The organism is uncultured Pseudosulfitobacter sp., from assembly GCF_963976325.1.
Taxonomy (GTDB): domain Bacteria; phylum Pseudomonadota; class Alphaproteobacteria; order Rhodobacterales; family Rhodobacteraceae; genus Pseudosulfitobacter.
This window is the reverse complement of sequence record NZ_CAXBJW010000001.1, coordinates 736,883-757,237: the sequence shown is the minus strand read 5'-3', so window position 1 is coordinate 757,237 and position 20,355 is coordinate 736,883. Positions and strand designations below refer to the sequence as shown.

Sequence of the window (20,355 nt, the reverse complement as noted above, 5' to 3'; positions counted from 1 at the left end):
ATGTTGATTTCGTTTCTTGTTTTTGTTGTTATTCGTTTTGCACAGGCACCGCGTCGGCCACGTCAAAGCCCAGGCGCAGCGCATCGCCTGCCTGTTGCAGCCGTGCGCCGTGGCCGCGGTGTTCCTGAAAGGTCAGTGGCGCGCCACCGCTGGTGACGGCCTGGTATTGGACATGGTCGCCCTGAAATACGACGTCGGTCACACGGGCATCAAAGCTGATGGTCGTATCAGCGTCGCCCTGCCCGATCTGGCGGATTTTCTCGGGTCGCACCGACAGCGTGCGCCCGGCGGCGCCGTGGCCGTCCAGAGGCGCCATCTGCGTGCCAAGAGCCGCAATCGACCAACTGGCACCCTGCCCTTGGTCAATCTCGAACAGGTTCGTGCGCCCGATGAACTCGGCCACGTAACGCGTTGACGGACGGTCATAAATATCCTTCGCCGTATCCACTTGGGCGATCTTGCCATCACGCATGACAGCGACGCGGTCGGACAGGGTCAGTGCCTCGCCCTGGTCGTGGGTCACGAATATGATCGTGCAGCCCAGTTGCTGGTGATACCGCTTGATCTCAAGCTGCATTTGTTCGCGCAGCTTCAGATCCAGCGCGCCCAAGGGTTCGTCCATCAGCAGCACCGGCGGTTCGAACACCACGGCGCGGGCAAAGGCGACGCGCTGGCGCTGACCGCCCGACAGCTCGTTGGGCATGCGCTTGCCGAAGTCTTCCAGATGCACCATGGCCAGCGCACCGCGCACCTTGGTCTCAAGCGACGCGCCCCGCTCGCCCCGCAGGCGCAGCGGAAAGGCCACGTTTTCGAAAACGGTCAGGTGCGGAAACAGCGAATAGCTTTGAAACACCATGCCGACGTTGCGCTGTTCGGGTGGCAGTTTCACGACTGACTGCTCTCCGATGCGGACGTCGCCTTCGGTGATCCCGGCAAAGCCTGCAAGGATGTTCAGCGCCGTGGTCTTGCCCGACCCTGACGGGCCCAGAAACGTCATGAACTCGCCCGGCGCGACTGTCAGGTTGAACTGATCCAATGCCACGACGGCACCATACCGTTTTGTGACATTTTCGAAGGTGATCCCAGCTACGGCCATTGCGCGTCCTTTTAAAATTGACATCACTGTCATTTATGACGTTAATGTCAATTATGAACTTGTCAATCACCAATCCGCACTCTCTTGCAGTCAACCCGCCCTTGCCGGATAACAATGCGATGGAAAATGTCGTCTATGTACCGGGGCTGTTGGAAGAACGCGTAAGGCTTGCCCAAAACAAGCCCAAGCGGACCCGCACCCGTTTGATGTTGCTGGCCGCAACTGCTGCCGAGCTTGAGCAATCGGGTTACGAGGCGTTGACGATCAACAACATCGTTGCGCGCGCCGGTCTGGCGCGGGGCACCTTTTATCTGTATTTCCCCAACCGGGCCGAGGCGGCGATTGCCGTGCGCCGCAGTTTCATGGCGATCCTGCGCAAATCGCGCCCGCGCGGCGGCGCCAAGTTGAATGCCTGGCAGGCGATCCACCGGATGAACCAGTTCTATGTCAGCTTTTACGCCCGCAACGCGCGGCTGCTGGCGGGCAATGGTGCGCTGTTTCACGAACGCCCCGATCTGTTGAAAAACCGCGATCAGGTCAACCACCGCTGGGCGGGCATTCTGCTGCGCGACATGGTGCGCCGCGAGGGATTGAACCGGCTGACCCCCGAAGAGGAAAAGCGCCGGATGCTGTCGTTGCGGCTGGTGATCATCATGGCCGACGAGGCGTTGCGCAACGCCTTTATCGACCCGCCGCCCTATCTGTCACAGGTGATCACGTCGCACGAGGATCTTGCCGAAGTGCTGACAACTTTGTGGTATCGGTGTCTGTACGGCAAGGACCCCGACCCCGCAGACAAGACCGCGCAAAGCAACACCTGACCCACAGATCGGACGCCCCGCATCATGCGTATCACCCACCGGCAGCTCGAAGCTTTTGTTCAGTTCATGGAAACCGGCACCGTCACCGCCGCCGCTGACCGGCTGTTCGTGTCGCAACCCGCGATGAGCAAGATGCTGGCGGGGCTTGAGATTGATCTGGCGCTGACCCTGTTCCTGCGCGAGAAAAAGCGTCTGGTTCCCACGGACGAGGCGCAACTGCTGTACAAGGAAGTGCGCCGCCTGTTCGGGTCGCTGGCAGATGTGGAACGCTTTGCGCAGGATCTGCGCGAATTCCGCATGGGCGAGCTGCGGATTATCACCGCGACCTCTATCGGGCACACGCTGATTTCAGAAGCGACCACCGAATTCGCCACCGAATTTCAGGACGTGCACATCAAGATCGACACATCCAGCAACGTAGGCCCGGACGTGCTGCGCCAGAACGTCGATCTTGGCTTCTCCGTCACGCAGTTTCACCACCCTGCCCTGCGCACCGAGGCGCTGTTTCACGCCAGCGCCGTCTGTGTGCTGCCCAAGGGACACCGTTTGTGCGCGCTGGACAAGATCACGCCGCGCGATCTTGAGGGCGAGGAATTCGTATCGTTTACCCGCGACAGCCGGATGCGCCACATCACCGATGCGGTGTTCGAACAGCGTCGCGTGGCGCGCAAGATGCGGCTTGAGGTGTTCACCTCGGCCGAGGCCAACGCGCTGGTCAGCCGGGGCTTGGGTGTGGCGATTGTCGAACCTTTGGGGGTCAGCCGCGGCATCTGGTCGGGTCTGGAAATCCGCCCCTTCGAGCCGCAGCTTGAGTTTACCTTTTCGCTGCTGCGCCCGCAGGATCGCGGCGACGTGGCGCTGGCCAACCGCTTTCTGGACATCCTCAAGGCGCGCATCCGCGATATGGCCGAAGGGTCGCAGGCCGAGTCCGGCACGCTGAATGTCCGGCTGCCGCGCAAGAAAGACTGAGCGTTCTGGCCGGACCATGCCCTGGCGTTATCATCTTAGGCCAATAGGCAATTTCCATGTGCGCCGACGGCACCGCTAGACTGTGCGTCATAAACTCAGGGAGTTCCTTACATGACCATCAATCCAGATATTTCGAAATTCCACGACGAGATGACCGCATGGCGGCGTGATTTTCACGCGCACCCAGAGCTTGGGTATGAAGAACAGCGCACGTCGGACATCGTGGCGGAACGGCTGGAAAGCTGGGGCATCGAGGTGCATCGCGGCATGGCGGGCACGGGCGTGATCGGCGTGCTGCGGCAGGGCAACGATCCGCGCTGTATCGGATTGCGGGCCGAGATGGACGCGCTGCCGATGCAAGAGCAAAACAGCTTTGAACATGCGTCGACCACGCCGGGCAAGATGCACGCCTGCGGTCACGACGGTCACACCACGATTCTGCTGGGGGCCGCCAAATATCTGGCCGAGACACGCAATTTTTCGGGCACCGTGAACTTTATCTTCCAGCCCGCAGAAGAGGCCGGTGCCGGCGCCAAACGCATGGTCGCCGAAGGGTTGTTCGACAAATTCCCCTGCGACACGGTCTGGGCGCTGCACAATGTGCCGCAATTGCCCACAGGTACGGCCATTGCCCGCTCCGGTGCGGTCATGGCCGCCGTTGACGGCATGTCGATCACCATCAAGGGCAAGGGCAGCCACGGCGCGCAGCCGCACAACGGCAATGATCCGATTTCCGTGGGCGTGATGCTGCACACTGCGCTGCAACATCTGTCGACGAAAAACATCAACCCGATCATGCCGAATGTGGTCAACGTCACCCGCTTCAACTCTGGCACAGCGACCAACGTGGTGCCTGCACAGGCCGAATTGCACGCCACCATCCGCACCTTTGACATGGAGGCCCGCGAGACGATCAAACGCCGCGTCGCCGAGATCTGCAAAGGCATGGAAGCGGTCTATAACGTCCAGATTGACCTGAACTATCGCTGGGGCTGTTCGCCCACGATCAACAGCGTCGACGAATCCCTGTCGGCTCAGCGGGTGATCGGGCAGGTTCTGGGCGACGAGAATGTCATCACCGAATTCCCCCCGACCATGGGCGGAGAGGATTTCGCCGGAATGCTGGAAGCGCGGCCGGGCTGCTATATCTTTATCGGCGGCGGCAAGACCGACAACGATCCGCTGCTGCACCATCCCGAATACGACTTTAACGACGCGATCCTGCCCACCGGTGCATCCTATTTCGCGGCATTGGTCGAAGATCAGCTGAAACCGCAGCAGCCCGATTAGCCGTCTCTGTAGACAACCACGACATGCCGCCCCTGTCGGGCGGCATGTTCATGTGAACGGTAGAAATTGATGCACCGGCTTAACGCCAGATCTGATCGACGCGGTCGAACGATCCCATGCGGTGATCTGTGCGCGCCTTTTGCAGATCGCTTTTTGCGACTTTGAAGGACGTGGTGCGCGGCATGTCGGCGATGAATTCAAAGTAGCGGGGCAGCTTGAACGACGCCAACCTTTGAGATGCATATGCAATGATCCGCGCCACCAGGTCGGCGTCAGGGTTTTGCGCGTCTTGCAGCATGACATAGGCCTTTACCTCTTCGCCACGCAGGTCGTCCGGCACCGCGATCAGGGCCACTTCCTCGATGCCGTCAAAATCGCGCAACACGCCTTCGACCTCGCGGCAGGCGATGTTTTCGCCCGAGCGGCGGATCATATCCTTTTTGCGGCCCACGATGTAGTGATAGCCCCGCGCATCGACGCGGAACAGGTCGCCGGTGTGAAACCAGCCGTCTTGCAAAGCTTCGGCTGTGGCTTCGGGGCGGCCCAGATAGCCCTGGAACATGCCCGGACCTTTGATCAGCAGCTCGCCGATCTCGCCTGTTGCGACGGTATTGCCCTGGTCATCGACGATCCTGGTGGTGCGAAACGGCGTGGCGATGCCGCAACTGCCCGAACCGACCATATCTGTGGCCTCCATCGGCATATACAGACCAGACCCGATCTCGGTCATGCCAAAGGCCTCGCGGGCGACCAGCCCATAGCGTTGCTCAAGTGCGGCATGCGCCGATGCGCGCACGCCGTAGATATTGGCGCGCACGATTGGATTGTCGGCATCATGCGCGGCGGGTGGCTGTTTGGTCGCGGCTTCGGGAAAGAGGCAAAAGTTGATCTGATGCTGTGCCAGCCAGCCCGAAAAGCGGCTGGCGCTTTGTTTGCGGCCCACCATCAGCGTGCCGCGCTGGTACAGCGTCATCAAAAGCAGCCACTGAGGGTCCATGTAGCTGAACGGGGTCACCGCCAGGATGCGCCCGAACCGTTGACCGTCGCGCCATGCGTTGTTCATGCCCGTCGTCAGCCAATAGCGGTGCGACAGCATACAGCCCTTGGGCAGCCCCGTGGTGCCCGAAGTGTACTGGATGTTCATCAAATCATCACGGTCGATGTGCGGACGGGGGCAATTCTCCGGGTCAGCCGCGGTAACCTTTGCGTCCCAACTGTTGGCCGCCTTGGACCCGACGAGGGCGATGGCGTCATCGGGCAGCACGCCCGACATCTCGCCCATCAGCGCATCGGTCAGATCTGTGTGGATGATCAAACGAGTGGCGCCCGCGTTTTCGATCGCATAGCGCAGCTCGCGCGGGCTGTAACGGGTGTTTACCGGCACCATGACCGCACCGATCCGCGCCAGCCCCAGCCACGCCAGTGGCATCTGCGGCACGTTGGGCAGCATCACCGCCACCAGATCGCCCTGCCCCACGCCCCACTTGGCCAGCGCAGCACCCACCTGTAACGACTGGGTGCGGACCTGCGCATAGGTCAGCGACGTGCCTTCGTCAAAAAAGTGCCACAAGGTTTGCCCAGCGCTGTCTGCCGTGGCCTGATCCAGAAGATCACCAATGGATGCGGGCATTGCGGCGGCTTCGATCACCTGGCGGCGTTCCATTGGCGTCTGGCTGGGCAGGGTCAGCGGAACCGGCGTCGGCATGGCGGGGTGATCCTTGTGCAGAAGTCAGACCGGTTAAGGTCTTTGTTTCTGTTTACCGACCGGCAGATGCATCCCGCAAATAGCGAATATTCGCAAATTCATAACGAAACTGCATGTTCTGAAAACGGCACGCAGGTTGGCAAGTCGGCGCATCGGGCAGCGGCACGTGTCTTGCCGCAGAAAAACATGCGCCAGAGGAATGAGGTCGCCCGGCAATAGCCCCAGGGGCCAGTGCCGGGCGAGAGAGAGGCCATTATGCCACGGCGAAAGGATCGTCGACCATGGGCCAGTAATTGCTGTTGCGGCGCTTGTAGGGCGATACCGGCCCTTCGAAACGGATTGCAGCGTCGGTTTTGACGTAGAACGTCGCGCTTGCGATGGGGGCGAAGCCTGCATAGAAATGCTGCGTCGATTTGACGACGACGATAGGGGCTTGCGCCGGGTCCAGCCCCAGACCGGTAAAAGCGTCAGGATTGAATGTCTGCGTGCGCACGTCGTTCAGCACCAGAAATACGCCTTCTTGGGTTTCCAGAACCACGCAGTTGCCGCAGCGCATCCGCTGTCCTGCCACCGTGGTTTGCCGGTGGTCGTCCTGAATGGCATGTACCCGCACCTCAAGGTCCAAAGGCGGACCCGAGCGGGGCGAGAATTTGCCACCAATGCGCAGGGTGAGTGTCGCCCCCACGCCCGCGCCGCGCACAATGCCGACCACGACAGGATCGAACATCATGCCGACAATGGCGCCCTTCACCCCTGCCTTTTGCAGGGCCGTGACCATATAGGTGCTGTCGGTGCCGGCCCCCACACCCGCGTTGTCTGCAGTGTCGGCCAGAACCACGCAAGGTTTGCCCGTGGCCAATGCCTTGGCAATGCCTTCGTCCGGTGTCAGGGCGGCGGGCCGTGTCTGGTGGCGCAGGTCCCAGACGCGTTTTTTGAACTCTTGCGCCGTCTGCTTGGCCTTGTCGGCATTGTCATCGGCATAGACCAGCATGTTCGATCCCATCGCCGGAATGTCGCCGTAAGCAAAGCCGTGGCAGAAGCTGATCGACAGGATGCCGTCGTGTCCCTCGGCGTCGAACATAGATTGAACGAAATCCGTCATCGGCGGGGTCGTGGTGTGCCAGACCGACAACATCCGCATCTCGGCGCGGGCGGCGACGGGCTTGATCTCGCCGCGATGGGTGCGCACCAGCAAGTCCCACAGGTCTTCGGCGCGCTCCGACGTGTCGGTGTGCGGGTATTCCTTGTAGCTTACGATCACATCTGCCGCGTCAATCATCCTGTCGGTCAGATGGCAGTGCAGGTCCAACTCGCAGCCGATGATGGCATCGGGCAGCAGCTTGCGGATCTCTTCCAGGATCACCCCTTCGCAATCGTCCTCGCCGTCGGCGATCATCGCGCCGTGCAGGTTCAGCGCGACAATGTCGATCGGTCCGGCCTTGGCCACATCGACAAGCAGTTCGTCGCGCAGCGCCTTCCAGACCTTGGCCAAGGTTACGCCGCCCGGTTGCGCCGCGGCCATCAGCCCCTCGACCACCTCGAACCCTGCGGCTTCGGCGTTCTTGCGCCAGACGTGCAAGGGTGCCGTGAAATGTTCAGGATTACGGGCCGTGGCGTCGCCGTGAAACAGGCCAAGGGATTCATAATCCGCCATCGTGGTGGGAACGGTGGCGAATGTGTTGCTTTCTGTGGCGATGCCACCGATGAAAACGCGGGTCATACGAATAAAGGCTCCAGTCTTTGCGGTGACAGGCGCGCCTTGGTCAGGCCCGCGTCCCCAAGTGTCTGCGGGACGGTATGTCCCAGCAGGATGGCGGCAGCGGCACGTGACAAGGCCGGAGACGATTGCACACCAAAGCCCCCCTGTCCCGCATACCAAAACAATCCCTCGGCCTGCGGATCGAAACCGGCCACGGGGTCCTTGTCGTCAAAGAAACTGCGCAAACCGGCCCAACTGTGTTGGACCCGCTGCACAGGAATATCCAGCCATTGCTGCATTCGGTCGATGGCGATGGCGATGTCCAGTTCCTCGGGAAAAACCTCGCCCGCTTCGGCGGGTGTCTCGTCCGAGGGGCACACCATCAGCGTCTTGCCTTCGGGCTTGATGTAAAAGCTTGCGTCCGCATCCGTGATCAGGGGCCAATGCGCCATGTCACGGCCCGCAGGCACCGGCACCACCGCGATGGTGCGGCGTTTGGGGTGGATGGTCAGCGGCACCGCACCTGCAAGTGCCGCAATTTGGCTGGCAAAGGCGCCGGCGGCGTTGACCACGATGGGTGCCTGGAACGTGCCCGCAGGTGTTTCAACATGCCAGACCCCGCTGCGGCGGGTCATTGCGGTGACGGGATGTTTGGTCAGCAACCGCGCACCCTGCCGCCCTGCGCCCCGCAGAAACCCCTGATGCAGGGCGTCCACGTCTATGTCGCAGGGTTCGTCATCCCACAGGCCCATCACCGCCTTGGATGTCAGGGGCACGTCCTGTGCGATCAACTGCCCGCGGTCCAGCAGGCGCAAAGGGCGCTTTTGTCCCAGCCCGGTGCGATGCGTGCGTGCCAAGGCACCGGCGCCTGCGTCATCGGTCAGCCGCAAGACACCGCGTTTGGACAGCAACGGTGCATCGCTGAACCCATCGGGGGGTGCCGCCAGAAACGCACGGCTGGCCAGACTGGCCGCCTGTATCAGATCCGCACCGGCATAGGGCGTCATGATGGCCGCAGACCGTCCGGTGCTGTGACGCGAAGGGCTGTCCTCTTGCTCCAGCATCAGCACATTGCACGACCCGGCAAGTTGCCACGCCAGCGACGCACCGGCGATGCCTGCGCCGATGATGATAACGTCGGGATGGCTCACAACGTCAGCTCGATCAGCATCGGGCCGGGGGTGCCGAACGCCTCGGACAGTGCCGCGCGCAGGGATGCGGTGTCGGCCACACGGCGGCCCGGCACGCCCATGCCTTCGGCCATCTTGACGAAGTCCAGCGTGGGTCGGTCGATTTCCAGCATATCCTGCATGGTCGCACCGCGATTGCGCGGGGTCAGGTTGCCGACCTCGCCTTGCAGGATGCGGTAGGACCGGTTGGCCAGGATCAGCGTCGTCACGTTCAGGTTTTCACGCGCCTGCGTCCACAAGGCTTGCAGCGAATACATCGCCGAGCCGTCGCCGATGATCGCCAGCACCGGTGCATCAGGGGCCGCCAGCGCAGCGCCCACCGAAACGGGCGCGCCGTAACCGATGGAGCCGCCCATGTTCTGCAACCATTGGTGCGGTGCCGCCGAGGCTGTTGCGTTGAAGATCGGCACGCCATTGGTCACGCATTCATCGACCAGAATCGTCCCCTCGGGCATGTCATGCGCCAGCACGGCACCGATGGCGGCCGCATCCAGCGGACCCTCGGGAATATCGGGACAGGCAGGCGCATCCGGTGCGACATAGGCCGGGGCGTCGCAGGCTTTGGCCAGCGCCGCCAGCCACGCGCCCGTGTCATCCTCGGGGCGGGACAGTTCGACAATGTGGGTATGGGGCGCATAGATCTGGCCACGCTCTTCGGGGTAGCCAAAGAATGCCACGGGGGCCGCGGCACCGGCCAGCACCAGAACCGGCACGTCCTTCAGCCGTTCCCGGGCGACCAGACGGGCAAAGGGCAGCCGTTCGACGGGCGTGCGCCCTGCCCCGCGGTCGGTCACGGGGTTGGCGGTTTGCGCCATCAACGCGGCCCCGGTCTGCGCCGCGATCCGTGCGGCATCCTGTAAGGCTGTGCCGCGCAGTCCGCGGTGGCCCAGAAACAGAATGGCACCGGGGGTTTTCAGTGCGGTCAGCGCGGCACTGATTACGCTGGTGTCGATCTGGACCTTGGGGCGTTCGGCCAGGGGCAGCGGGGTGTCCGGCAGGTCCGCATCCGACCAGGCGGCATCAGCAGGCAGCAACACCGTGGCAATCCCGGGTTTCGCACCGATGCTGTCGGCCACAGCCGCGGCGGTTTCGGCCGCCGCCCCGCGTCCGGGCAGAATGGTGCGGGTCGACACGCTGACCGTGCGAGACAGCGCTTCGATGTCCGAGGTCAGCGGCGCGTCCAGACGCCGGTGCGCGGTGGCGTGATCGCCCACGATGTTCACAATCGGGCTAAGCGCGCGCGCGGCGTTGTGCAGGTTCGACAGACCGTTGGCCAGCCCCGGCCCCAGATGCAGCAGCGTCGCCGCAGGACGCCCCGCAATCCGCGCAAATCCGTCTGCGGCACCGGTCGCCACGTTTTCTTGCAGCACCAGAACAGGGCGCAGACCGGGATGCGCGTCCAGCGCGCCCAGAAAATGCATCTCGGACGTGCCGGGGTTGGCCAGACACAGATCAATCCCCTGATCCTGCAAGGTTCTGACTGTTACTTCTGCGCCGTTCATACCTGTTCTCCTCTGCGTTCGGCTGACGATAGGTCAGCGACGGGCGCACGGAAAATAGTATCTCGCTCTGTTAACATTCTCTTAACTTATGACTGTCAGCACACCTGTAAGAGGCGCTCAGCCCGCCGCCGCTCAAAAGAATATAAATATTGGTTATGTTTAGAGAGCCGGTTTGAATTTTACAGATCACCCCGACTGCTCCGACAGTAGAGGGACAAAAGACAGCGCCGCTATTGCCGCTGCTAAACCCAGGGAGATCACCAGATGAAGACCTTTCTAAGTATTGTCGCAACCAGTGTCTGCGCCGCCATGGCCAGCACAGCCACAGCCGACGTTGTCCATGCCACTTGGGGCGGCGGCGGGGCCATCGCGCTGAAGGACAACGTACAAACCCCATTCACCGAAGAATCCGGTATCGTCGCCACCGTCGCCGAAGTGCCCAACACAGCCGGCGCTGTGCGTTCGCCCACGGCCTCGCAGTACAATGTGGTGACCGTCACCTTCTTCGAAGGCGTGGCCATGGCCGATCTGGACCTGCTGGAAGGGTTCAAGGACGAGGAACTGCCCGGCATCGAAGACCTGCCGCCCGAAATCATCATTCGCAACGAAGAGGGCCTGATTGTCGGCATCCCGTCGTCGTTCAGCTACTATGGCATCGGCTACAATTCGGATCTGGCCAGCGCCGAGGACTTTTCGTCCTGGAAGGATCTGACCGACCCGAAATGGAAGGGCAAGCTGTCCGTCACACGCCCCACCTATGCGGCGTCCTATGACCTGACCATGTTCGCCCACGCCAACGGCGGTGACGCAGAAAACATCGAACCGGGTGTCGAAATCCTGTCCGGTCTGGTGAAAAACGCGCTGACGACCTACACGTCGCTGGCCCATATCAACACGCTGATGGGCACCGGCGAAGTTGTCGCTGTGCCGATGTATTCCACACGCATCTGGCAGTTGCGCAAACAGGGTCAGACCAATCTGAACATCACGATCCCGAAAGAAGGCGGGCTGATGCTGGCCTATGCTTCGGTCGTGCCCAAAGGGTCGGACAACCGCGAAGAAGTGTTGAAATACCTGCAATATATGATCAAGCCTGAAACCCAGGTGCGCTCGGCCACCGCCACCGGGTCGATCCCCACCAACACCAAGGCAGAGCTGCCCGCAGATTACATTGAATCGCTTGGCCTGCCCTTCGACGAGCTGCTTTCGAAAATGTACAAACCCGACTGGAAGATCATCGTTCAGGACCACGAAGAGCGTGTGAACATGGTCGAACAGATCATGGCCAACTCAGGCAACTAAGCGGCCCTTCAAGCGTCTCCCTGCACCCGGCCTTGACCCCTCTTGGGTCGGGTGCCCCTTTTTTCGGAGTATTCCATGACGACGACACTTAAACAGTCTGTTCGCGACGTTCAAAATGTCACTGGCAGCATCGACATTGCATCCGTCTCGAAATCTTACGGCGATACCGAAGTGCTGTCGAATGTGAACCTGAGCATTCCTGCGGGCAATTTCCTGACGCTGCTGGGGCCATCGGGATGCGGCAAGACCACGCTTTTGCGGTTGATCGCCGGTTTTATCGAGCCGTCCAAGGGCAAGATCGCCATCGACGGGCGCGACATGAACGGCGTGCCCACGCAAAAGCGCCCCATCGGTATGGTGTTTCAGAACCTTGCACTGTTCCCCCACTTTAGCGTGGCGGAAAACGTGGCCTACGGGCTGAAGCTGCGCAAGACGCCGGCGGCAGAGATGCAGAAGCGCGTCGACCGCTTTATTGATCTGGTGGGCCTGAACGGCATGGGTGATCGGCGCATCGCGCAACTGTCGGGCGGTCAGAAACAGCGTGTGGCGCTGGCCCGGTCGTTGGTGTTGGAACCGTCGATCCTGTTGCTGGACGAACCGCTATCGGCGCTGGACATGCAGTTGCGCAAACAGCTTCAGATCGCGTTGAAGGAAATCCAGCGCAAGCTGCAAACCACATTTGTTTTTGTGACCCACGACCAGGAAGAGGCGACGATGATCTCGGACACCGTGGTGGTGATGAGCAACGGCCACGTCCAGCAGGTCGGCGCGCCTCAGGACATTTACGCCAGCCCCGAAACCCTGTTCGTGTCGAAATTCATCGGCGAGTTGAACGAGATCCCTGCCCGTGTGACCAAATCCGGTGCGCAGATGACGGTTCAGACCGCCGCAGGGCAGTTCACCCTGCCCGCCAGCGCCGCACGCGGATTTGCCCCCAAGGACGGCGACGCCGCCGTTATTTGCCTGCGTCCCGAACAGATCAAGGTGCTGCCCGCCAGTGCCACCGGTGCAGGTCAGACCGCGTTGGACGCCACCGTGACCGACCGTCTGGTCATCGGCCCGCTGACGCGCATCAGCCTGCGTGTTGGGGATGCCGACCTGGTGGCCGTCGCAATGACCGACGGGGACGCGTCGAAACTGACAACCGGCAGCGCCTGCGCCGTGACCTTCAACCCCGATCACGCGCGGGTCTTTGCGCCGCTGTCCGATGATCTGGCCTCGGCCTTTGGAGAACACGCATGAACAGCGGAGAGCGCCTGACTTTCACCAAATCCCTGATGCTGTTGCCGATGCTGATCATCCTGGCGATGTTCTTTATCTCGGTCTTTACCCTGTTCAGCAGCGCCTTTGTCGACCGGGGCGGGTTTTCGCTGAAGTATTTCCAACAAATCATCGACCGGCCCGATTATCACGTGGTGTTCTACCGCACGGTGCTGTCGTCGATCACCGTGGCCATCCTGGCGGTGCTGTTTTCCTATCCCATTGCCCTGCTGCTGTGGCGGGCGAACAAATGGCGCAACCTTTTGCTGATCGTGGTGCTGGTGCCGTGGCTGGTCAGCCTTGTGGTGCGCACCTATGGCTGGATTATCCTGCTGGGACCAAAGGGGTTCATCAACGCCTTTCTGGGCTGGCTGGGCGTCGTCGACGAGCCGGTCAAGCTGATGTTCAACGATACCGGTATCATCATCGGGCTGACCCATGTTCTGGTGCCCTTTGCGGTGATTTCGATCCTGTCGTCGCTGCTGTCGATCGAGGAAAACCTGGAAGAAGCCTCGCGCGTGCTGGGTGCGTCAGGGTTTCAGACCTTTCGCAACATCGTCTTGCCGCTGTCGCTGCCGGGCGTGTTTACAGCGTTGATGGTTTTGTATCTGGCGTCGGTCGGTGCCATCGTGACGCCGCTGCTTCTGGGCGGGATCACCGAGAAATTCGTAGGCACGCAGATTTATCAAGAGGTCATGGCGACCTATAACATGAGCAAGGCCGCCGCCTGGTCGATCTGCCTGTTGTCGCTGTCTTTTGTGTCCCTTGTCATCATCAAGATGATCGAACGCCGCGCCCTGCGCGGACAGGAGTAACCCGATGCGAAACATGAGCCCCCTAAGCCGCACACTTGGCATTTTGTTCCTGCTGGCCCTGCCCGCGCCGATCTTTATCGTCTTTGGCGCTTCGTTCAACGGAACGGCCTATATCCAGTTTCCGCCGGAAACCTATTCGTTCCGCTGGTACATCGAAGCGTTCACCGATCCACGCTGGGCGCGGGCGGTGGGCACATCGCTGTGGATCGCGGCCGTGACATCGGTGGTGGTGACAACCATCAGCTTTCTGGCCGCCTATTTCACCCTGCGCTATGCGCCCAGGATCAACACGATGCTGGAACTGGCGATTTTCTCGCCGCTGTTTTTCCCGCACGCCTGTATGGGCGTGGCGGCGGTGGCGCTGATGGCCAAGCTGGGGATCGTCGGCACGCCCGGTGCGATCATCCTGGCGCACGTGATCGTCACGGTGCCGTTTTCCTATCGGCCTGTGCATGTGGCATTGCGGTCTGTGGACCCCGACCTGATCCGCGCCGCCGAAGTCATGGGCGCATCCGAGCTGCGCGCGCTCAAGGACATTATCCTGCCGATTTGCCGGTCGGGCATCCTGACGTCGTTGCTGTTCACCGGCATTATCTCTTTCGACGAGGTGACGGTGACCATGTTCCTGATCGGACCACAGATCACGACGCTGCCGGTGCAGATCTTTACCTTTATCCAGGACGACGCATCGCCGGTGCTGGCCGCGATCTCGACCATATCGGTGATCATCACCTTCCTTGCCATTCTGCTGCTGGAGCGGGTTGCGGGATTGACCTTCTTTGTCCAGCGTTCGGGGAGCTGACCCTTGCCACCCGAACGCAGAACCCTGCCGCCCCCGCCCGGAACCCGGTCGGTTGAGGACATCGCCTTTGGCCCGCACGCGCGGCAGGCCATCGACCTGCATCTGCCCGCCTCGGGCGAGATCAAGGGCGTGGTGGCCAACATTCACGGCGGAAGCTGGCAGTGGCTGGATCGCAAGGTGATGGCGTTCTGGAATGTGCTGGACCACGGTTGGGCGGTGGTTGGCATGGGCTACCGCATGTCAGACCACGCGCCCTTTCCGGCGCAGATTTGCGACATCAATGCGGGGTTGGCGAAACTGGCCCAGATCGCACCGGACTATGGGCTGCCGATGGACCGCGTGGCCATCATGGGGTTGTCCGCAGGCGGGCATCTGGCGGCGCTGGCCGGGCTGGCACGGGACCAGCCGGGGTTCGGGCCGTCGCATGGGATCGACATCAAGGGCGTGATCGATATCTATGGCCCGTCCGACCTGATTTCGCTGGACTGGCAATGGCAACGCGACCCGACACGACCGCCGTCGGCTGTGACCAAGCTGCTGGGCGCGTCGGTCACGGCTGATCCGCACCACGCCTATCGGGCCAGCCCCGTGGCCCATGTGACCGACAGGCCGGTGATGCCGTTCCTGTTTGTGCACGGAGACGAGGACGCGGTTGTGCCGCTGTCGCACAGCCTGGTGCTGCACGCGCAACTGACCGCCAATGGCACCGAAAGCCAGCTTAAGGTGATCCCCGGCGGCGGACATGCCACACCTGACATGCACGCCCCGCCGGTTCAGACCCTGATCGCGGATTTCCTTAAAAAAGTGCTTCAGCCCAACGCATAGCCGGCACCGCGCACGGTGCGCACCGGATCGGTTCCGCCGGTCAGCGTCAACGCCTTGCGCAGACGCCCGATGTGCACGTCAACGGTGCGGGTGTCGACATAGATGTCGCGCCCCCAGACCCGGTCCAGCAGGCTTTCACGGCTCCAGACACGGCCGGGTTTTTCCATGAAGGTGCTGAGCAGGCGAAACTCGGTCGGGCCCAGCTTGACCTCGGATGTGCCACGGGTGACGCGGTGGCGTTCTGCGTCCAGGATGATGTCTTCGTAATGCAATTGCACGCCCACGGTTGCAGGGCGCACCCGGCGCAACTGGCTGCGGACGCGGGCCATCAGTTCGATCATCGAATAGGGTTTGACCACATAGTCGTCGGCCCCCGTCTCCAACCCGCGCACCTTGTCCACCTCTTCTGAACGGGCAGACAGCATTATCACTGGAATATCACGGGTTTCCGGCTTGATCTTCAAGCGACGGCACACCTCGATCCCGCTGAGGTGCGGCATCATCCAGTCCAGCACGATGATGTCCGGCGATGCCTCGTCGATCATCATCATTGCGTCTTCGCCGTTGCCCGCCGATACCACATCGAAACCTTCGGCAGACAGGTTGTACACCAGAACCTCGCGCTGTGCGGGTTCGTCCTCGACCACAAGCACACGTGGTTGATCTGCTGACATGGTCCGGCCCCTTTACAGCGGTTGAACCGACGTGGTGTCGGCTTTGGATCGGTTTTCATCAGCGTGTACGCCGCTGACCAGATACACGGTCTGTTCGGCAATCGACGTCACATGATCGCCCATGCGTTCGACGTTCTTGGCGATGAAATGCAGGTGCATACAGGCGGTGATGTTGCGCGGGTCTTCCATCATGAAGGTCAGGAATTCGCGGAACAGCGCGTTGTACATCTGGTCGACTTCCATATCGCGGTCGATCACGTCCTGCGCCAGTTCGGCGTCGCGGTTTACGTAGGCGTCCAGCGCGTCTTTCAGCATCCGCTCGACCTCGCGGGCCATGCGGCGCAGCGCACCGGCGCTGTCGCTGACGGGCGACAACTGGGCCAGAACGCCGGTGCGCTTGGCCATGTTTTTCGCATAGTCGCCAATACGTTCCAGGTTGGCGCTGATCTTGATCACGCTCAGGATCAGACGCAGGTCCACCGCAATCGGCGCGCGCAATGCGATGACACGGGCGGCCTCTTCGTTGATGGTTTCCTCGAGCGCGTCGATTTTCTTGTCGGCCTTGCGGACCGCCTCGGCGCGTTCTTCGTCGCGGGTCTCAAGGCTGATCGCAGCCTCGAGGATTGCTTCTTCTACCAGTCCGCCCATTTTCATGATCTGCGCCTGAATGGTTTCCAGGTCGCGGTCAAAGACGGATGCAATGTGTTGATCTGACGACATTATTATTGCTCCTTAGCCGATCCGGCCAGTGATATAGCTTTCGGTGCGCGGGTCGGTCGGGTTGGTAAAGATTGTGCCCGTCTCGCCGTATTCGACAAGGTTCCCAAGGTGAAAGAACGCGGTTTTCTGGCTGACGCGCGCGGCCTGCTGCATCGAGTGGGTGACGATCACGACCGAATAGTTCTGGCGCAATTCATCAATCAATTCCTCGACTTGCGCGGTGGCAATCGGGTCCAGCGCCGAACAGGGTTCGTCCATCAGCAGCACTTCGGGTTCAGTCGCCACGGCGCGTGCGATGCACAGACGCTGTTGCTGGCCGCCCGACAGGCCGGTGCCGGGGGAATCCAGCCGGTCCTTGACCTCGTTCCAGATGGCGCCACGGCGCAGCGCACGTTCGACGATGTCGTCCAGATCGGCCTTGTTCTTGGCCAGACCGTGAATGCGCGGGCCGTAAGCCACGTTGTCATAGATCGACTTGGGGAACGGGTTTGGTTTTTGGAACACCATGCCCACCTTGGCGCGCAACTGCACCGGATCGACGCGGCTGTCATAGATGTCTTCGCCGTCGATCATGATGTCGCCCTGCACGCGGCATACATCAATTGTGTCGTTCATCCGGTTGATACAACGCAAGAAAGTCGACTTTCCGCAGCCCGATGGCCCGATAAATGCCGTGACGGTTTTGTCTTCAATGTCGACGTTCACGTCCTTGATGGCATGGGTGTCGCCATAATAGACCTGCACGTTGCGCGCACTGATTTTCAGTTTCTGGGTATCCACGGTTCTCTCCGCCATTAGGTCTTTCATTGGTCCAACTTTCCTTTCTTACCAACGCCGCTCAAAGCGTCGCCGCAGGATGACCGCGATTGTGTTCATGGCCAGAAGGAAGACCAGCAGGATGATGATACCACCCCACGCGCGTTCGTAAAACGCCGGGTCCGCCCGTTTGGCCCATTCATAGATTTGCGCCGGCATGGCCGAGTTCGGCGACAGCAGCCCGCTGGCAATCCCGTCCGGTGCGTTCGACGCGATAAAGCCCACCATACCGATCAGCAGCAGCGGCGCGGTTTCCCCCAGCGCCTGTGCCAGACCGATGATCGTGCCGGTCAGGATACCGGGTGCAGCCAGGGGCAGCACGTGGTGGAACACCGATTGCATTTTCGACGCCCCGACCCCCAAAGCCGCATCACGGATCGACGGCGGCACCGCCTTGAGCGAGGCACGGGTCGAGATGATGATCGTGGGCAGCGTCATCAGCGTCAGCACCAGACCACCGACCAGCGGGGCCGATGTGGGCAGGTGCATGTAGTTGATGAACACGGCCAAACCCAGAATACCGAACACGATCGACGGCACCGCGGCCAGGTTCGAGATGTTGACCTCGATAATGTCGGTGATCCAGTTCTTGGGCGCGAATTCTTCCAGATAGATACTGGCCGCGACCCCGATGGGCAGCGCCAGCGCCAGCACCACCAGCATCATGAAAAACGACCCCAGCATCGCCACACCCATGCCCGCGGCCTCGGGCCGTGCGTCGGATGCGTCGGCACCGGTGATAAAGGACAGGTTGAACTTTTTCTTCAGCGTGCCCTGGGCAATCAGTTTGTCCACGAAATCAAGCTGTTCGGCGCTGATGCTTTTGTCGTTGGCGATGCTGTCACGGGTGACACGCCCCTTCATGTAACCGTCAACACGGCTCGAGGCGAGGAAGCTGAACGTCACCTGTTGGCCAACCTTGTCGGGGTTCGCCAGCACATAATCGCGCAGTTGCGCAGGCGCGCCTTTGGACAGGATGTCGGCCATGTCACCGGCCGAGATTTGCCCGTTCATGCCGGTCTTTTCGACCATGTCGGCCATCGCCGATTTCAGCAGCGGCGCATACCCGAAGGTCGAAACCTTTTTCATCTCTTCGATGTCGCGGTTGCCGTTCTTGTCCAGCTTTTCCTCGATCAGCGCCACGTCCAGCGTGACAAAGGTCTGGGTGAACGCGCCGGTGCCGCGACTGATGATATTGACCAGCAAGATCGCCAGCATCAGCAGGCCCACGGCAATCGCCGCGATGCCGTAGATCTTGAACCGGGCCTCGGCGGCGTTGCGTTTGCGGGTGCGTGCGTCGGGCTGCAACAGCGTGCTTGGAACGTGCGGGGTGTCGGATGTCATGTCAGTCATCAGTCATACTGCTCGCGGTATTTGCGCACGATATAAAGTGCGATCACATTAAGGCCCAAGGTCAGGACAAACAGCGTCAGACCCAGGGCAAAGGCCACCAGCGTCTCGGGGCTGGCAAAGTTGGTGTCACCCGTCAACTGGCTGACGATACGGGTGGTGATGGTTGTCATCGCCTCAAGCGGGTTGCCCGAAATCTTGGCAATGGCCCCTGCCCCCAGCACCACGATCATGGTCTCGCCAATGGCGCGGCTTGCGGCCAGCAGGATGGCCCCCATGATGCCCGGCAAGGCGGCGGGGATCACCACCTGACGGATGGTTTCGGAATGGGTGGCCCCCAAGCCCAGCGAGCCGTCGCGCATGGACTGGGGCACCGCGTTGATGATGTCGTCGGACAGCGAGCTGACAAAGGGGATCAGCATGATGCCCATCACCAGACCGGCGGTCAGCACGGATGTCGCGCCGCTCATCCATTCGACACCCAACAGGCCGTCTTCACCGCGGCCAAAGATGTTGACCAGCGCCGGGCCGACCGTCAGCAGGGCAAACAGACCATAGACGATTGTCGGGATGCCGGCGAGGATTTCCAGCAACGGCTTGGCCGCGCTGCGCACCTTGGGGCCTGCGTATTCGCTAAGGTAGATGGCCGAGAACAACCCGATGGGCACCGCCACCAAAAGGGCGATGATCGAGATATACAGCGTGCCCCACAGCAGCGGCAGGATCGACAGGTCGCTGTCGCCGCGAAAGTTCGGGGCCCAGGTGCTGCCGAAGAAAAAGTCGGTCCAGGAATGCAGGCGAAAGAAGTTGATCGATTCAAACAGCATCGACAACACGATGCCGACGGTGGTCAGGATCGCCAGGCTGGCCGACAGGATCAGCAGCGCCAGAATGCCCTTTTCCACCACGTTGCGGGCGCGGAAATCGGCATTGGTCACCCGCAGCGAAAACACAAATCCCGCCAGCGCGATCACGGTCACCAATGCGACCATCCAGAAGCGGCCCGTGGACGACTGTGCGCGGTACATCTGGGCGGCGTCCAGAACCGGCTGTTCTACAGCCGATCCCAGCGCCACACCTTCGGCGGCCAAAGTGGCCCGCAGGTCTGTGGCTCCAGCGTCCAGCGTGGTGACTTGCTCGGCGTCCATGACGCCGCGTTGCACGATCACGTCCAGGCCATCGGCCAGACGGCGCACATCGCTCATCACCAGCCCGCGCGACGATCCTTCGGGGATCGCGCTTTCGGGGATTGTTTTGAAGACGGCGCTTTCGATCATCATCGGTTGCGCCAAAAGCCAGATGACCAGCACGCCCAGGGCGGGCACTGCGGTCATCATCGCGGCGTTCCAGCCGTAATAGTTTGGCAATGAATGAAGGTTGCGGCGGTCGCCGCCCCCGGATGCCATCGCGCGGCTGCGGGCCATGTAAAAGCCCAGGGCCGCCAGACCCAGCACCACGATGACCATCAGGAACGCAGCGTTGCCACCCAAAAGACCATTGATTAGATCGGACATTCTTT

Annotated in this window: 18 protein-coding genes; 8 read left to right on the top strand and 10 right to left on the bottom strand. The window is 61.4% G+C overall.

The genetic code is table 11. The features are described 5' to 3' along the window. Positions 1-28: 28 nt before the first annotated feature. Entirely contained in the window at positions 29-1,096 is a 1,068-nt protein-coding gene (locus AAC077_RS03750) for an ABC transporter ATP-binding protein (protein WP_339766662.1), read from the bottom strand. A 53-nt stretch (positions 1,097-1,149) separates the two neighbouring features. Here AAC077_RS03750 and AAC077_RS03745 point away from each other — a divergent pair, with 53 nt between their 5' ends. The 3 genes from AAC077_RS03745 (at position 1,150) to AAC077_RS03735 (ending at position 4,176) form a co-directional block, all read left to right on the top strand. Beyond that, the gene (locus tag AAC077_RS03745; protein ID WP_339766660.1) at positions 1,150-1,917 is read left to right on the top strand and encodes a helix-turn-helix domain-containing protein; all 768 of its coding nucleotides are present in this window, start codon (positions 1,150-1,152) and stop codon (positions 1,915-1,917) included. A 24-nt stretch (positions 1,918-1,941) separates the two neighbouring features. After that, positions 1,942-2,886 (top strand): LysR substrate-binding domain-containing protein, encoded by a 945-nt coding sequence (locus AAC077_RS03740; RefSeq protein ID WP_339766659.1) that lies wholly within the window; start codon positions 1,942-1,944, stop codon positions 2,884-2,886. 111 nt (positions 2,887-2,997) lie between these two features. Then, positions 2,998-4,176, top strand: a complete 1,179-nt coding sequence (locus AAC077_RS03735; protein WP_339766657.1) for a M20 aminoacylase family protein — start codon at positions 2,998-3,000, stop codon at positions 4,174-4,176. Between the two features lie 79 nt (positions 4,177-4,255). Here the strand turns inward: AAC077_RS03735 and AAC077_RS03730 are convergent, their stop codons facing one another. The 4 genes from AAC077_RS03730 to AAC077_RS03715 all read right to left on the bottom strand — a co-directional run bounded on the left by AAC077_RS03730 (position 4,256) and on the right by AAC077_RS03715 (position 10,272). Next, positions 4,256-5,881, bottom strand: coding sequence for an AMP-binding protein (locus AAC077_RS03730; protein ID WP_339766656.1), 1,626 nt, complete (start codon positions 5,879-5,881; stop codon positions 4,256-4,258). Positions 5,882-6,134: 253 nt separating this feature from the next. Beyond that, complete coding sequence (locus tag AAC077_RS03725) at positions 6,135-7,601, bottom strand: M81 family metallopeptidase (protein ID WP_339766654.1); 1,467 nt, start codon at positions 7,599-7,601, stop codon at positions 6,135-6,137. Further along, on the bottom strand, positions 7,598-8,731 hold the full coding sequence (locus AAC077_RS03720; protein WP_339766652.1) for an FAD-dependent oxidoreductase: 1,134 nt from the start codon (positions 8,729-8,731) through the stop codon (positions 7,598-7,600). The genes AAC077_RS03725 and AAC077_RS03720 overlap by 4 nt, the downstream gene beginning before the upstream one ends. Beyond that, complete coding sequence (locus tag AAC077_RS03715; RefSeq protein ID WP_339766650.1) at positions 8,728-10,272, bottom strand: acetolactate synthase large subunit; 1,545 nt, start codon at positions 10,270-10,272, stop codon at positions 8,728-8,730. Before AAC077_RS03715 ends, AAC077_RS03720 begins: the two co-directional genes overlap by 4 nt. Positions 10,273-10,536: 264 nt before the next feature. On the opposite strand from AAC077_RS03715, the gene AAC077_RS03710 reads away from it, so the two are divergent. From AAC077_RS03710 to AAC077_RS03690, 5 genes are all read left to right on the top strand, one after another. Further along, positions 10,537-11,574: an extracellular solute-binding protein gene (locus AAC077_RS03710; RefSeq protein ID WP_339766648.1), complete on the top strand. Its 1,038-nt coding sequence runs from the start codon at positions 10,537-10,539 to the stop codon at positions 11,572-11,574. A 75-nt stretch (positions 11,575-11,649) separates the two neighbouring features. After that, positions 11,650-12,816: an ABC transporter ATP-binding protein gene (locus AAC077_RS03705; protein WP_339766646.1), complete on the top strand. Its 1,167-nt coding sequence runs from the start codon at positions 11,650-11,652 to the stop codon at positions 12,814-12,816. Beyond that, positions 12,813-13,649 carry an ABC transporter permease gene (locus tag AAC077_RS03700; RefSeq protein ID WP_339766644.1) on the top strand — a complete coding sequence of 279 codons (837 nt, stop codon included), beginning with the start codon at positions 12,813-12,815 and terminating at the stop codon, positions 13,647-13,649. The genes AAC077_RS03705 and AAC077_RS03700 overlap by 4 nt, the downstream gene beginning before the upstream one ends. A 4-nt stretch (positions 13,650-13,653) precedes the next feature. Then, on the top strand, positions 13,654-14,451 hold the full coding sequence (locus AAC077_RS03695) for an ABC transporter permease (protein ID WP_339766642.1): 798 nt from the start codon (positions 13,654-13,656) through the stop codon (positions 14,449-14,451). A gap of 3 nt (positions 14,452-14,454) precedes the next feature. Next, the gene (locus AAC077_RS03690; protein WP_339766639.1) at positions 14,455-15,276 is read left to right on the top strand and encodes an alpha/beta hydrolase; all 822 of its coding nucleotides are present in this window, start codon (positions 14,455-14,457) and stop codon (positions 15,274-15,276) included. Here AAC077_RS03690 and phoB read toward each other — a convergent pair. From phoB to pstC, 5 genes are read right to left on the bottom strand one after another with little or no spacing between them, the layout of a single operon-like run. Continuing rightward, on the bottom strand, positions 15,261-15,950 hold the full coding sequence (gene phoB, locus AAC077_RS03685) for a phosphate regulon transcriptional regulator PhoB (RefSeq protein WP_339766637.1): 690 nt from the start codon (positions 15,948-15,950) through the stop codon (positions 15,261-15,263). The two genes, AAC077_RS03690 and phoB, sit on opposite strands and share 16 nt — an antisense overlap. Positions 15,951-15,962: 12 nt before the next feature. Further along, the gene (gene phoU / locus AAC077_RS03680; protein WP_339766635.1) at positions 15,963-16,670 is read right to left on the bottom strand and encodes a phosphate signaling complex protein PhoU; all 708 of its coding nucleotides are present in this window, start codon (positions 16,668-16,670) and stop codon (positions 15,963-15,965) included. Between the two features lie 12 nt (positions 16,671-16,682). Beyond that, positions 16,683-17,477: a phosphate ABC transporter ATP-binding protein PstB gene (pstB, locus tag AAC077_RS03675; protein ID WP_339766633.1), complete on the bottom strand. Its 795-nt coding sequence runs from the start codon at positions 17,475-17,477 to the stop codon at positions 16,683-16,685. Between the two features lie 18 nt (positions 17,478-17,495). Beyond that, the gene (gene pstA / locus AAC077_RS03670; protein ID WP_339766631.1) at positions 17,496-18,839 is read right to left on the bottom strand and encodes a phosphate ABC transporter permease PstA; all 1,344 of its coding nucleotides are present in this window, start codon (positions 18,837-18,839) and stop codon (positions 17,496-17,498) included. Beyond that, positions 18,839-20,350, bottom strand: coding sequence for a phosphate ABC transporter permease subunit PstC (pstC, locus tag AAC077_RS03665; RefSeq protein WP_339766629.1), 1,512 nt, complete (start codon positions 20,348-20,350; stop codon positions 18,839-18,841). Before pstC ends, pstA begins: the two co-directional genes overlap by 1 nt. Between the last annotated feature and the right edge of the window lie 5 nt (positions 20,351-20,355).

What these genes read in the sequence shown, in the direction of transcription:
- AAC077_RS03745 (WP_339766660.1), top strand. Translation starts at nt 1,150, where the DNA reads ATGAACTTGTCAATCACCAATCCGCACTCTCTTGCAGTCAACCCGCCC.
- AAC077_RS03705 (WP_339766646.1), top strand. Translation starts at nt 11,650, where the DNA reads ATGACGACGACACTTAAACAGTCTGTTCGCGACGTTCAAAATGTCACT.
- pstC (WP_339766629.1), bottom strand. Translation starts at nt 20,350, where the DNA reads ATGTCCGATCTAATCAATGGTCTTTTGGGTGGCAACGCTGCGTTCCTG.
- AAC077_RS03700 (WP_339766644.1), top strand. Translation starts at nt 12,813, where the DNA reads ATGAACAGCGGAGAGCGCCTGACTTTCACCAAATCCCTGATGCTGTTG.
- phoU (WP_339766635.1), bottom strand. Translation starts at nt 16,670, where the DNA reads ATGTCGTCAGATCAACACATTGCATCCGTCTTTGACCGCGACCTGGAA.
- phoB (WP_339766637.1), bottom strand. Translation starts at nt 15,950, where the DNA reads ATGTCAGCAGATCAACCACGTGTGCTTGTGGTCGAGGACGAACCCGCA.
- AAC077_RS03730 (WP_339766656.1), bottom strand. Translation starts at nt 5,881, where the DNA reads ATGCCGACGCCGGTTCCGCTGACCCTGCCCAGCCAGACGCCAATGGAA.
- AAC077_RS03735 (WP_339766657.1), top strand. Translation starts at nt 2,998, where the DNA reads ATGACCATCAATCCAGATATTTCGAAATTCCACGACGAGATGACCGCA.
- pstB (WP_339766633.1), bottom strand. Translation starts at nt 17,477, where the DNA reads ATGAAAGACCTAATGGCGGAGAGAACCGTGGATACCCAGAAACTGAAA.
- AAC077_RS03715 (WP_339766650.1), bottom strand. Translation starts at nt 10,272, where the DNA reads ATGAACGGCGCAGAAGTAACAGTCAGAACCTTGCAGGATCAGGGGATT.
- AAC077_RS03710 (WP_339766648.1), top strand. Translation starts at nt 10,537, where the DNA reads ATGAAGACCTTTCTAAGTATTGTCGCAACCAGTGTCTGCGCCGCCATG.
- AAC077_RS03695 (WP_339766642.1), top strand. Translation starts at nt 13,654, where the DNA reads ATGCGAAACATGAGCCCCCTAAGCCGCACACTTGGCATTTTGTTCCTG.
- pstA (WP_339766631.1), bottom strand. Translation starts at nt 18,839, where the DNA reads ATGACTGACATGACATCCGACACCCCGCACGTTCCAAGCACGCTGTTG.
- AAC077_RS03725 (WP_339766654.1), bottom strand. Translation starts at nt 7,601, where the DNA reads ATGACCCGCGTTTTCATCGGTGGCATCGCCACAGAAAGCAACACATTC.
- AAC077_RS03740 (WP_339766659.1), top strand. Translation starts at nt 1,942, where the DNA reads ATGCGTATCACCCACCGGCAGCTCGAAGCTTTTGTTCAGTTCATGGAA.
- AAC077_RS03750 (WP_339766662.1), bottom strand. Translation starts at nt 1,096, where the DNA reads ATGGCCGTAGCTGGGATCACCTTCGAAAATGTCACAAAACGGTATGGT.